The following is a 12442-nucleotide window of genomic DNA, read 5'->3' on the forward strand; positions in this document are numbered from 1 at the left end:
GAATGGCGACTTTGGGTGACTTGATGCGGCTGAATCGACGGAATCTCCTGACCTCCATGGCGGCGATGGGAGCCGGCCTGGCGATGCCGGCCATCGCCAGGGCGCAGGAAGACAACTTCTGGGACTCGTTCAACAAAGAGAAGCGGATCAAGAACGTCGATCAGGAAGGCAACACCGCCACCGCCAAGAGCCTGGTCGACACGATCGAACCGATCCTCAGCTACGACACCTCGTACAACCTGCAGCTGGCGATCCAGAACTATGAAGCGTTCATCGCCGCCAATGGCAGCTGGGAAGCACCGACGCGGGAAACCTTCGGGCTGAAGCTGGGCGAGTCGCGTCGCGCAGCGGCTCTCCTGAAGCGCCGCCTGATGATCAACGGCGACATGCCGCTCGAAAAGCGCGTCAACGATGAATTCGACGCTGGGCTCGACGCTGCCGTGCGCCTGTTCCAGGCGCGCCATGGCCTCGTCATCAACGGAACGGTGGACGAAGCGACCTTCTACGCGCTCTCAGTGCCGGCCGACTATCGCCTCAACCAGCTCCGCCTCAACGCGCAGCGCATCGATCAGTGGGCCTCGGCGCTCTCCGATCGCTACGTCGCCGTGAACATCCCGGCCGCGACGGTCGAGGCGGTCGAAGGCGCGCAGGTGGTTCAGCGCCACAACTCGGTGGTCGGCAAGGTCGACCGCGCCACGCCGATCCTCAATTCCAAGATCTTCCAGGTGAAGTTCAATCCTTACTGGACGGTGCCCAAGAGCATCATCGAGAAGGACATGATCAAGTACATGAACGAGGATCCGGAATACCTGACCAAGTTCCGCATCCGTATCTTCGACGGCAAGGGCAACGAAATTCCCCCGACCGCCATCAACTGGCAGACCACCGAGGCGGTGAAGTACACCTTCCGGCAGGATCCGGGCGGAGAGAACTCGATGGGTCACTGCAAGATCGATTTCTACAACAAGTACGACGTCTACATGCACGACACGCCGCAGAAGGCGCTGTTCGGGGAAAACGCCCGCTTCCACTCCTCGGGCTGCATGCGCTGCGAGAACATCGAAGAGCTGGTCGCGTGGCTGCTGCGCGACAATGGTGGCGGCTGGACCCCCGAAAGCGTCATGGCCGCGTGGGAACAGGGTATGCGCGAGGACATCAAGCTCGACGTGCAGATCCCGATCCACACCACCTACATCACCGCCTGGGCCAACCGGCAGGGCACGGTGAGCTTCCGCGACGACGTCTATCAGTTCGACGCGCAGGGCATCGTCAACTTCGGCGAAGGCTGATCACGATGGCCGGACCCGACAATCGTCCGTCCGGCCAACAACCTTCCGGGCATAGAGTCCTCTTCGAGTTCACGCAACTCGGCCAGCAGATGCGCGTCGCCGCCATCGACGAGGCAACCGGCACTGAAGTGGTGGTGATCACGCCGCTGACCGCCACCCGCTTCCAGATGCAATCGCTGGCGCTCGGCAAGCTGCGCCGCAGACTCGGCATCGAGGAGCCGCCCCCGCCACCTGGCCCGAAGCCGGCGAAGTACGCTTAGCACCTGAGTTCTGCCCAGCTCTAGCCACCCGCGGAGTCACCCCGGCGAAGGCCGGGGCCCATCCTGAGATGTTGCTGTAAGTCACCGCTCGCCGGTCACCTCCGGATATAGATCGCGCCACTCGGGATTGCGTGCCTCGATGAACCGGATCTTCCATGCCCGATGCCACTCCTTCAGCTGTTTCTCCTGCTGAATGGCGGCCTCGGCATCTTCATGCACTTCGAACCAGACGAGCCGCTTGACGCCGTAGCGTTTGGTGAAGCCTTCGAACCAATCGTTCTTATGCTGCCAGATGCTCGGGAACTCCGCTAACGCCAACGTAGAGCGTCCCGTTTTTGCGGCTCGCCATAATGTAGACGATGAAGATCTTGCGCATCCTTGCACTCAAGCATGCTTCGCGTTGTTCGTCAGCGGGCGGTTGTGCGCTTCGACTCACCTCAGCATCTCAGGATGGGCCCCGACCTTCGCCGGGGTGACACCGTGGGTGGGGGACGCTTGGAGTTCCTGAACTACGGTTGGACATGCCACCATTGATTCACCGATCTCCCGTCAGCCCCTACTTCCCCTCCACATACCGCGCCAGGTTCTCCAGCGACGATCGCAGCCCGCTATCGTGATCTTCCTTGCTGATACCCGGCGGCACGTCCTCTGCAAGGAAGATCACGCGGGTGCCGCCATTGGCAGGCTCGAGGTCCCAGACCATGCGCATGGTGCCGGCGAAGGCAGGGTCGTCGCTCTTGAAGCGCACCAGTTGCACCACACGGTGAGCGGGGACCAACTCGGCGAACTCCGAGTCCACCACATCGGTGTCCTCAGTGGTCTTGCCGTGCCCGGGCACGCTGTAGTGCAGCGCCATGCGGAAAGTGCCGCCGGGGCGCGGCTCGAATTCAAGGATCTCGCCGGTCATGCCGTCGGGCGGGAGCCAGGCCAGCAGTGCGTCCCGATCGACGAACGCCTGATAGATCGTCTCGGGAGGCGCGGCGATGATCCGCGACGCGGTGTCGATGCGCAGATGCTCGGCCATGGCCCTCTCCTTGGGACAGCAACGCGCGAGGCGCGCCGATGGATCAATTGGTAGGCCTGGACACCAGCTCGATGAACGTTTCGCGGATCGCCGGCGGTTCGAGCTGGCGCGGCAGCCAGACATGCATATCGAGGAAGTGCCCGGTCAGCACGAAGGCGTTGCCGACATCTTCGGGCGTGGGGTCGGCGCTACTGATCAGGAACGGCGGCAGCCGCAACAGCCGCGACAGGTAGGGTTCGGCGGCGGCGCGACTGACGGCCCGGCCGGATTTGGGCGAAACATGGGTCAGATCGCGCGTCGTGCCGGTTGCGGCGCAACTCGAGAGATCAAGACCGAAGCCCAGCTCGTCGAGCAGGATCAACTCGAAGCGCGCCACCGAGGCGCCGAGTTCGAGCACCGAGCCCTCCTGGTCGAGGATGCGGATGGCGAGGCCGAGCAGGCGATCGTGCGGATCGCGCTCCGGCAGCAGCCGCAGGTGCTCGCAGACGATCTGGCTGGCATAGAGCTTCACCCGGTCGGCGATCAGTCCGGCGGCGCGTGCCTCCAGCAGCTCCAGCGTAAAGGTGCCCAGGTGCTCTTCCAGCCGGGCGCGCCAGCTGACCTGCACGGAGTTTCCCGGCTGCAGCGTTGCTGCGAGCTTCGAGGATCGTCCACCACGGATCAGCCCGAGATGCCGCCCCCTGCCCTCGACCATCACCTCGGCGATGACGCTCGACTCGCCGTGTCGGCGGACGCCGACAATGAGGCCTTCACCGTCCCATTGCATGGACCGTCGCGCCGCGGCGCGCCCTCACTTCTGGTGCGGATACTCCAGCCCCATCTCGCGATAGCGCTCGGGGTCGTCGCCCCATTTTTCGCGAACCTTGACGAAAATGAACAGGTGCACCGGCACCTCGAAGATTTCCATCAGTTCCTTGCGCGCCTCGGCGCCGATCGCCTTGATGGTCTGGCCGCCGGCGCCAAGCACGATTTTCTTGTGCGTGTCGCGGGTGACGTAGATCACCTGGTCGATCCGGTACGAGCCATCCTTGTTGATGGTGAACTTCTCGCCCTCGACCGTGGCGTTGTAGGGGATTTCGTCATGGACGCGGAGGAACAGCTTCTCGCGCGTGACTTCCGCAGCGGTGATCTGCAGCGTCAGGTCGGTGAGTTGATCCTCGGGGAAGTGCCAGGGGCCGAGCGGGATGCGCTTCAGGGCCCAGTTGAGGAAGTCCTGCACGCCGCTGCCGGTCAGGGCTGAGACCATGAAGGTCTGTTCGAAGCGCAGGCGCCCGTTGAGAGACTCGGCCAGCTTGAGCAGCTTTTCCGGCTTGATCAGGTCGACCTTGTTGAGCACCAGCACCTTGGGGTGCGGGACGTTCTCGAGCCCCTGAAGCAGCGCCTCGATTTCCGGGGTGACGCCACGCTCAGCATCGACGATCAGGGCGACGAGGTCGGCATCGCCCGCGCCGGTCCAGGCAGCCTCGACCATGGCGCGATCGAGCCGCCGCTTGGGCGCGAAGATGCCCGGGGTGTCGATGAAGACGATCTGGCCGTCGCCTTCGGTCACCACGCCACGGATCATCGAGCGCGTCGTCTGCGCCTTGTGCGTGACGATCGAAACCTTGGTGCCCACCAGCGAGTTGAGCAGCGTCGACTTGCCGGCGTTCGGCGCACCGACCAGCGCGACGAAGCCGCAGCGGGTATTTTCGCCGGCCACCGGCAGCTCGGCTGCCTCGGGCATTTCGTTCTTGTCGGTCATATCGTGTCGCGCCAGACTTTCTCGCGGATCAGGAAAGCCTCGGCGGCCTTGTGCTCGGCGAGCTTTTTGGAGGGGCCGGTGGCGGTGATGGCGGGGAAATCGCCCAGCCGCACGGCAATGGTGAATTCCGGCGCGTGGTCGGGACCGGTGCGCTCGATCTCGGCATAGAGCGGCGGCTCGAGCCCCCTGCCCTGCGCCCATTCCTGCAACGTGGTCTTGGGGTCGGCGCGGACATGCCCGGCATGGTCAAGCTGTTCGCCGAACAGCCGCTCGACGATCTCGTAGGCCTGGCCCAGCCCACCATCGCAGAAGATGGCGCCGATCACCGCTTCGGCGATGTCGCCGAGGATGGCGTCCTTGTTGGCGCCACCGGTCCGCGCCTCGCTGTCGCCGAGATTCATCTCGGAGCCGAGGTCGAGCTGCCGGGCGATGGCAGCGCAGGTTTCCTTGCGCACCAGGGTGTTGAGCGAGCGCGACAGCTCGCCTTCATTGGCCTTGGGCATCCGGCGATACAGCATATCGGCAACCACAAGGCCGAGGACGCGATCGCCAAGGAACTCGAGCCGCTGGTAGGAGCGCTCGATGCGCTTGCCGGGAGAAACGGCGCTGGAGTGAGTCAGCGCCCGATCAAGCAGGTCCGGGTCGGCAAAGCGATATCCCAGACGAGCTTCGAGCTTTTCGTGCGAGCGTCCCTTCGCCATCAGTTCACGGACTGGAACATCCGGTCCCAACGAACGTTGGCCGGCCATTCCCACAGCTGCCACGGCGGCAGGTTGTTCTTGATCGAGAAGAACCGCGCCTCGGCCTTGCCGATCAGGTTGTCGAGGGGCACGTAGCCGACCTGGCTCAGCACGCGGCTGTCGGCCGAGCGATCGCGGTTGTCGCCCATCATGAAGAAATGCCCGGCCGGAACGACGTACTCGGCGGTGTTGTCGAGCTGTTCGTTATCGGAGATTTCCTGGATGGTGTGCTTGACGCCATTGGGCAGCGTCTCGGTGTAGACGGTCACCGGCACGGTGGTCATATAGCTGTCGGTATCGGTCGCCGTGCCGGTCTGCTCGCGCTCGACCATGGTGCCGTTGATGTAGAGCCGACCCTCTTTCATCTGGATGCGGTCGCCCGGCATGCCGATGACGCGCTTGATGTAGTCTTCGTTGGTGATCTCGTTGCGGAACACCGCCACGTCGCCGCGCTTGGGCTCGCTGCCGAAGATGCGGCCGTTGAACGGCAGGGCGATCGGGAACGAGTATTTGCCAAAGCCCCAGGTCCACTTGTTGGCGATGAAATAGTCGCCGATCATCAGCGTCTGCTGCATCGAAGCGGTGGGGATCGAGAACGGCTGGTAGAGGAACGTCCGGAAGATCAAGGCGATCGCCAGCGCCTCGATGATCACGATGATCGTCTCGAGCAGCTCGTTCTTCTTCTTGCCGGCCTTGGCTTCGGCTTTCGACATGGACTGGCTCATTTCTCGCCTCTACCCCTAGGGGTCAAGTGGTTACGGGAGGGTCGCCGCCTGGTCAACCGGCAGCGCCTCGATAATGACGAACGCCTGGGCCATGCCGCCGTCGTCGGTAATGGTCAGGTGGATATGTGGCTTGTGACCGGCCGGAACAAGCCGCTCCAGGATGCGGGCAGCGCCATTGGTCAACTTCATGGTCGGCTTGCCCGAGGGGAGGTTCACGACGCCCATGTCGCGCCAATAAACGCCGAAACTAAGGCCGGTCCCCAGCGCCTTCGAGCAGGCTTCCTTGGCCGCGAAACGCTTGGCGTAGGAGGCTGCGCGCTGTGCGCGGCGATCCGATTTCTGCCGTTCGATCTCGGTGAAGATCCGATGCGTGAAGCGATCGCCGTACTTGTCGAGCACCTTCTGCACGCGCCCGATGTCGCAGAGGTCGTTGCCGAGCCCGATGATCACAGGTGCATCTCCGCCTTGCGCGCCAGAGTCGCGGTGATCCAAGCGGCCATCACGAAAGCCCCCTCGACCCCGGCTTGATCGCCGGGATGGCCGCCAGCTCGGGCGGCAATGCGTCGGCCGGATAGGCCGGCACCTTGTACTCGACCAGCGAGACCAGCGGCACGCCGACTTCCGCCTCGCCGGCGGAGCGGTCGATCAGGCAAGCGGCGGCGACCACATTGGCGCCGGTCTTCCTGATCGCCTCGATGCACTCGCGGATCGAGATACCGGTCGAGACGATATCCTCGACGATGATCACTTTCTCGCCCGGCTGCAGTTCGAAGCCGCGGCGCAGCTCGAACTTGCCCTCGACGCGCTCGGTGTAGATTGCCGGCACGCCCAGGTGCCGTGCCGTCTCGTAGCCAGGAATGATGCCGCCTACCGCCGGGGAGACAATCTGGCTGACGTCGCCATAGCCCTCGGCGCGGATCTTTTCCGCCAGCGCGCGGCAGAGCTTCTCCGCCTTGGCCGGGTGCATGAACACCTTGGCCTTCTGCAAAAAGATCGGTGAGCGCAGGCCTGAGGAGAGGATGAAATGCCCCTCGAGCAGCGCGCCGCTCTCACGGAACAGGTCCAGTACTTCGTCGGTGGTCACGCGGGCTCCTCTTGCCGTTCGGGCGCAGTCCATTCCAGTCGGTCGAGCGCCCGGGCCTCGGCGACCGTCGCACGCTGCACATCCGAGATCCCGGCCGCCAGCTTCAGCGAGTTCAGCACGTCGGTGAGTTGGGCGAGGTCGCGGACCTCGATCTGGAAGATGAACCGATGGAAATCGGGCGATTCCATGCGCATCACCAGATTATGGATGTTGGCCTCGCAGGCGGCAATCACCGTGGAGATCTGGGCCAGCGAGCCCGGCTTGTTCTGGGCCTGCATCGAGATGACGCAGGGATGATCGCGGTCTTCGCGGCCCGCCACGTCCCAGCGCACGTCGATCCAGGCGACATCGCTGTCGTAGAGCTCGGACAGCGCGTCCGAATGGATCGGATAGATGATGATCGGGGTATCCGGCGTCATGATGCCGACCAGCCGGTCGCCTGGCACCACGCCCTCCGGCGACACCTCGACACGAGTGTTGAAATCGAGCTGGGTCAGCGCCGCCTTGGCCCTTGGCCCGGAGCGCGGGTTGCCCGGCACGCGGAAGCGGAACTCGTCTGTTGCCTTCAGCGCAAACCAGCCCTCGGCCTTGTCGGGCACCGGCAGGTCGATCTTCTTGCGCCGCCGCTTGATGCCTTTGACCTCCATGACCTGGGTGTCGAGGTCTTCACCGCCGATCTTGCCTTCGCCCAGCGCGATCAGCAGTTCGCGCTTCCCCGGTTGGTTCAGCCCTTCGGCGAGCAGCTTGAACTCGGCATCGTCGAGCCCGGTGCCTTCGCGCTCGAGCAGGATCGAAACCATGTGCTCGCCGAGCGCGTAGGCGCGGGCCTGCGCCTGCAGCCGCACCGCGCGGCGAATGGCGGCGCGGGCCTTGCCGGTCGCGGCGATGGTCTCCCAGTTCGACGGTGGCAGGTGGTTCTGGTCGCGAATGATCTCGACTTCGTCACCGGAGCGCAGCTGGGTCACCAGCGGCACGATCTGGCCGTTGATCTTGGCGCCGACGCAGGTGTCGCCGATGTCGGTGTGGAGTGCGTAGGCGAAATCGATCGGCGTCGCGCCGCGCGGCAGCGCGATCAGCCGGCCGCGCGGGGTGAAGCAGAACACCTGGTCCTGGAACAGCTCGAGCTTGGTGTATTCGAGGAAATCCTCGGTCGACGAGCCGGCCGTCAGGTGACTGATGGTCGAACGCAGCCAGACGAAGGCCTTGGATTCGTTCTCGATCTTGTGGATGTCGGTGGCGCCCTCCTTGTAGAGAGCATGTGCGGCGATGCCGAGCTCGGCGATGCGGTGCATCTCCTCGGTGCGGATCTGCAGCTCGGCACGCTGCCGCCCCACCCCAACGATGGTGGTGTGGATCGAGCGGTAGTCGTTGTGCTTGGGGACCGAGATGTAGTCCTTGAAGCGGCCGGGCACGACCTTCCAGTTGGTATGCACGATCCCCAGCGCCCGGTAGCAATCGGCCACGCTCGGCACGATCACCCGGAAGCCGATCATGTCTGACAGCTGCTCCAGCGCGATTTGCTTGCGCTCGATCTTGGTAAAGATCGACCATGGCGATTTCACCCGCGCCGAAACCCGCGCGTCGATGCCGTCGCCCTTCAGCTTCTCGCTGAGCTCGGTCTTGATGGTCTTGATGGTGTCGGCGAACTCCGACTTCATCTCGTCGAGCCGATCGGTGATCGCCTTGTAGTGATCCGGCTGCAGCACCCGGAATGCCAGATCCTCCAGCTCCTGGCGCATATCCTGCATGCCCATGCGGCCGGCCAGCGGCGCATAGATATCCATCGTCTCGGTGGCGATGCGTTTACGCTTGTTCTCGGGCATGAAGTCGAGCGTGCGCATGTTGTGCAGCCGGTCGGCGAGCTTGACCAGCAGCACGCGCACATCGGCCGAGATGGCGAGCAGGAGCTTTCTGAGGTTCTCGGCCTGCGCTTCCTCGCGGGTCACCAGCTGCAACCGGTCGATCTTGGTCAGCCCATCGACGATGGCGCCGATCTCCGGCCCGAACAGCTGGTCGATCTCAGCGCGGGTCGCATCGGTGTCCTCGATGGTGTCGTGCAGCAGCGCCACGGCGATCGAGGCGTCATCGAGCTTCAGGTCGGTGAGGATAGCGGCGACTTCGAGCGGGTGGGCAAAGTACGGGTCACCCGAGGCGCGCTTCTGCGTGCCATGCTTCTGCATGGCATAGACGTAGGCCTTGTTGAGCAGTGCCTCGTCGGTATTCGGGTTGTAGGCCTGCACCCGTTCGACGAGTTCGTACTGACGCATCATAGGGTTACCGCACTCTCCTACGCGGCCCCGCCTCGGCGGCTCACGTCTCTTCGGCGCGAGGTTGCCCGGAAACGTCCCACGACCCTTCCTGATCTCGCCCGAGCGACGATGCAAACAAAAAAGCGCCGGGCGGAAACGCCCGACGCCTCAAGACTATATATGCGAGATCAGCCGCCGATCAATCGGAGCTTAGTCGTCCCGGCGCTCCGGCGGAGCCAGGGATTCGATACCGCGCAGCAGTTCGTCTTCGCTGATGGTGTCGAAGGTGTCGCTGTCTTCGTCGGCATTGGCATCGAGCAGTGGAGCGGCGTGCTTTTCGGGCTCGTCGACCTCGACGTATTTCTGCAGCGAGTGGATCAGGTCCTCCCGCAGGTCTTCAGGGGAAATGGTGCCATCGCCGATCTCGCGCAGCGCCACGACCGGGTTCTTGTCGTTGTCGCGATCGACGGTGATGGACGAACCAGCCGAGATCATGCGAGCGCGGTGCGCGGACATCAGCACGAGGTCGAAACGGTTCTCAACCTTCTCAATGCAGTCTTCGACGGTGACGCGGGCCACGTACGTCTCCAGGATGTTGTGGGATCAAGCGGCCCTCATACACGAGGTGGCCGGTGGGCACAAGGATTTCGCTCCCGGCACACGGCGGCGTGTTTTTACCACAGGGACGTAGGGGCTACGCAGTTTTTGTTTCGTGTGACGGAACAACGGCTTGGCTCGCCGGGCCGAATCCCGACCGGGTGGCTCCGAATTTATGGGGATTGCAAATTCCCGGGATTAAGCGCGTATTCCGAACTTAGGGAGCGGACCACGCCTTAAATGGGCTACCCTTCGATCCTAGCGGTAAGCCAATGATAGTTTATGCCGGGCAGCCTGAGAGGCCGGCCGCCCCGGTCAGGAGAACAGGCATGTCAATTGATCCGCGCGAGAAGATAGTTCTCTTCATCGATGGCGCGAATCTCTATGCGACCAGCAAGGCCATCGGCGTCGACATCGACTATCGCCGGCTGCTCGCGGAGTTTCAGTCCAAGTCGTACTTGCTGCGCGCCTACTACTACACTGCCCTGGTCGAGGACCAGGAGTACTCCTCGATCCGGCCCCTTATCGATTGGCTCGACTATAACGGCTTCACCGTCGTCACCAAGCCCGCCAAGGAGTTCACCGACGCTTCGGGGCGCCGGAAGATCAAGGGCAATATGGACATCGAGCTCACTGTCGATGCCCTCGAGATGAGCCAGTACTATGACCACCTGGTGCTGTTCTCCGGCGACGGCGATTTCACCGCGCTGGTCGCGGCATTGCAGCGCAAGGGCAAGCGCGTCACCGTGGTCTCGACACTCACCACACCGACCCCGATGATCGCCGACGATCTGCGCCGACAGGCGGATTTCTTCATGGATGTTGCCGATCTCGCCAAGATCGTCGGCCGTACGCCGCCGGTCGATCGCACGTCCGCGCAGGTAGAACGGAGCGCGCCGGTTGACCGCACCATGGCGACCGTGGACCCTAAGGAAAGCTGAGCACCCCCAGCATTTCTCGTTCATCGAACCGAGCAATGCTGGAATCTCTTGATTGTCGCGCGTTCGAACCGGAAAAGTCTGCAACCTTTCCTGAACGCCCGACGGTTGCCATTGCCTGAGACCAACCCACCGCATGATTGTCCGCGCTGCCCTCGCCTCGTGGCCTTCCGGCACGACAACCAGCGCGCCTATCCGGACTTCTTCAACGCGCCGGTGCCGACCTGGGGCGACGCCCATCCCGGGCTGATGATCGTCGGCCTCGCTCCGGGCCTCAAGGGCGCCAACCGCACCGGCCGTCCGTTCACCGGCGACTATGCCGGCGACCTGCTCTACGCCACGCTCGAAAAGTTCGGCCTCGCTACCGGGCACTACCAGCAACGGCCGGACGATGGGCTCGAGTTGCAGAACGTGCTGATCGCCAATGCGGTCCGCTGCGTGCCGCCGCAGAACAAGCCGACCGGCGACGAGATCAAGACCTGCCGGCCGTTTCTCGGCGCCGCAATCGCGCATCACCGCCCCCGCGCCTTCCTGGCGCTGGGCCGCATCGCGCACGATTCGTTGCTGACCACGCTGGGCGAGAAGCGCTCGAGATTCGCCTTCGGCCACGGCGTCGAGCACCAGCTTTCGAGCGGTGCGACGCTGTTCGATAGCTATCACTGTTCGCGCTACAACACGAACACGGGTGTACTGACCACGGCGATGTTCGAGGACGTTGTGGGGCGCGCGGCGCGGGCAATTGCCGCGTAGACGACCTGTCCCGGCCAAGAGCAACGCCGCCGTCATCTGTCGTGCTCACGAAATCGACAGTTGAACTCGCACGTAAACAAAGTCTTAATATGCGAACGGACAGGGACCAAGGTCCACGGTCATGGCGCGTCTTCGAATTTTCTTTGTACTGCTGGTCGCACTGCTGGCGGCGAATGCCAAGGCAGCGGATTCACTTGGCCAGGTCGCTGAGGTCCGGCCTGAAGCGACGGGCGGCTTCGGCCAAACCCGGGTCAGCCTGCTCAAGGGCTCCGAACTGCGCGAAGGCGAGACGGTGGTCACCGGCCTCAACGGCGAAGTCCAGGTGGTATTCTCCGACCAGACCCGCCTCGTGATCGGCCGCGGCTCGAGCCTCGTGATCGAGCGCTACCTGATGCGCAATGACGGGACGCCGGAGAAGTTCGCGGTCAACGCACTGGCCGGCACCTTCCGCTTCATCACCGGCAATGGCGACAAGAACGCCTACAGGATCGCAACGCCCACCGGCACGATCGGCATCCGCGGCACCGAGTTCGACTTCACCGTCGAAGGCCGGACGGGGCAAACCAGCGTCGTGCTGTTCCACGGTGCCGTCATCCTCTGCCCGACAAAGGGAGAATGCGTGACGCTCAGCGAGCGCTGCGGCGTGGCGCAACTGGTGTCGAAACGCGAGGCCGACATTGTGACGCGCGAGGCCGAGCGGCTCAAGGTCGCCGGTGCCTTCCCCTATGTCGCCTCGCAGTCGCGGTTGCTGCGGGACTTCCGCGTCACCCGCCCTGCTCAGTGCATTACACCCGTGCAGATCGAGCGCGAGTCGCCCCGTCGCCTCGCCGCGACCGATCCACCGCCGATCGTGCCCGTGCCGGAATCACCACCGCCCCCCCCTCCCCCGAGCGAAGCGAAGGGGAATAACGGCCTCGGCAACGGCGGCGAGGGCGATGAAGGCCCAACGGAGCAGGGCAACCCCGGCAAAGGCAAGGGCAAGAACAATCCCTGAAGACGCAAGCGATTGAGCGCTGGAGTGGGCCAAGGTCGCCGTTGACACTCC

At 63.8% G+C, this 12442-nt stretch carries 15 protein-coding genes; 5 read left to right on the top strand and 10 right to left on the bottom strand.

Annotated features, from left to right (window positions below; all coding sequences use genetic code 11):
- Window positions 1–23 precede the first annotated feature (23 nt).
- Together AC1ROK_RS12240 and AC1ROK_RS12245 are read left to right on the top strand one after the other, a co-directional pair.
- Window positions 24–1289, top strand: coding sequence for a L,D-transpeptidase family protein (locus AC1ROK_RS12240; RefSeq protein WP_492847175.1), 1266 nt, complete (start codon window positions 24–26; stop codon window positions 1287–1289).
- 5 nt (window positions 1290–1294) lie between these two features.
- Window positions 1295–1549 carry a DUF6898 family protein gene (locus AC1ROK_RS12245; RefSeq protein ID WP_492847177.1) on the top strand — a complete coding sequence of 85 codons (255 nt, stop codon included), beginning with the start codon at window positions 1295–1297 and terminating at the stop codon, window positions 1547–1549.
- A gap of 81 nt (window positions 1550–1630) precedes the next feature.
- Here AC1ROK_RS12245 and AC1ROK_RS12250 read toward each other — a convergent pair whose 3' ends face one another.
- From AC1ROK_RS12250 to rpoZ, 10 genes are all read right to left on the bottom strand, one after another.
- Complete coding sequence (locus AC1ROK_RS12250; protein ID WP_492847179.1) at window positions 1631–1867, bottom strand: GIY-YIG nuclease family protein; 237 nt, start codon at window positions 1865–1867, stop codon at window positions 1631–1633.
- A 238-nt stretch (window positions 1868–2105) separates the two neighbouring features.
- The gene (locus AC1ROK_RS12255; RefSeq protein ID WP_492847181.1) at window positions 2106–2573 is read right to left on the bottom strand and encodes an SRPBCC family protein; all 468 of its coding nucleotides are present in this window, start codon (window positions 2571–2573) and stop codon (window positions 2106–2108) included.
- 43 nt (window positions 2574–2616) lie between these two features.
- Window positions 2617–3339, bottom strand: coding sequence for a DNA repair protein RecO (gene recO, locus AC1ROK_RS12260; protein ID WP_492847183.1), 723 nt, complete (start codon window positions 3337–3339; stop codon window positions 2617–2619).
- A gap of 24 nt (window positions 3340–3363) precedes the next feature.
- Complete coding sequence (era, locus tag AC1ROK_RS12265) at window positions 3364–4314, bottom strand: GTPase Era (protein WP_492847185.1); 951 nt, start codon at window positions 4312–4314, stop codon at window positions 3364–3366.
- The gene (rnc, locus tag AC1ROK_RS12270; protein WP_326869799.1) at window positions 4311–5015 is read right to left on the bottom strand and encodes a ribonuclease III; all 705 of its coding nucleotides are present in this window, start codon (window positions 5013–5015) and stop codon (window positions 4311–4313) included. Before rnc ends, era begins: the two co-directional genes overlap by 4 nt.
- Window positions 5015–5779, bottom strand: coding sequence for a signal peptidase I (lepB, locus tag AC1ROK_RS12275; RefSeq protein WP_492847187.1), 765 nt, complete (start codon window positions 5777–5779; stop codon window positions 5015–5017). The genes rnc and lepB overlap by 1 nt, the downstream gene beginning before the upstream one ends.
- Before the next feature lie 30 nt (window positions 5780–5809).
- Complete coding sequence (gene acpS, locus AC1ROK_RS12280) at window positions 5810–6229, bottom strand: holo-ACP synthase (protein WP_492847189.1); 420 nt, start codon at window positions 6227–6229, stop codon at window positions 5810–5812.
- A 49-nt stretch (window positions 6230–6278) separates the two neighbouring features.
- Window positions 6279–6863, bottom strand: a complete 585-nt coding sequence (gene pyrE, locus AC1ROK_RS12285; protein WP_492847191.1) for an orotate phosphoribosyltransferase — start codon at window positions 6861–6863, stop codon at window positions 6279–6281.
- Entirely contained in the window at window positions 6860–9133 is a 2274-nt protein-coding gene (locus AC1ROK_RS12290; RefSeq protein WP_492847194.1) for a RelA/SpoT family protein, read from the bottom strand. The genes pyrE and AC1ROK_RS12290 overlap by 4 nt, the downstream gene beginning before the upstream one ends.
- A gap of 189 nt (window positions 9134–9322) precedes the next feature.
- On the bottom strand, window positions 9323–9691 hold the full coding sequence (gene rpoZ, locus AC1ROK_RS12295) for a DNA-directed RNA polymerase subunit omega (protein WP_055878973.1): 369 nt from the start codon (window positions 9689–9691) through the stop codon (window positions 9323–9325).
- Between the two features lie 347 nt (window positions 9692–10038).
- On the opposite strand from rpoZ, the gene AC1ROK_RS12300 reads away from it, so the two are divergent.
- The 3 genes from AC1ROK_RS12300 (at window position 10039) to AC1ROK_RS12310 (ending at window position 12391) form a co-directional block, all read left to right on the top strand.
- A complete protein-coding gene (locus tag AC1ROK_RS12300) occupies window positions 10039–10650 on the top strand; it encodes a LabA-like NYN domain-containing protein (RefSeq protein WP_492847196.1) in 612 nt (203 codons plus the stop codon).
- Window positions 10651–10761: 111 nt separating this feature from the next.
- A complete protein-coding gene (locus tag AC1ROK_RS12305; RefSeq protein ID WP_492847198.1) occupies window positions 10762–11397 on the top strand; it encodes a uracil-DNA glycosylase in 636 nt (211 codons plus the stop codon).
- Between the two features lie 121 nt (window positions 11398–11518).
- The gene (locus tag AC1ROK_RS12310) at window positions 11519–12391 is read left to right on the top strand and encodes a FecR family protein (RefSeq protein ID WP_492847200.1); all 873 of its coding nucleotides are present in this window, start codon (window positions 11519–11521) and stop codon (window positions 12389–12391) included.
- Window positions 12392–12442 lie beyond the last annotated feature (51 nt).

The sequence above is a fragment of the Devosia sp. GW821-FHT12F11 genome (genome assembly GCF_058806655.1).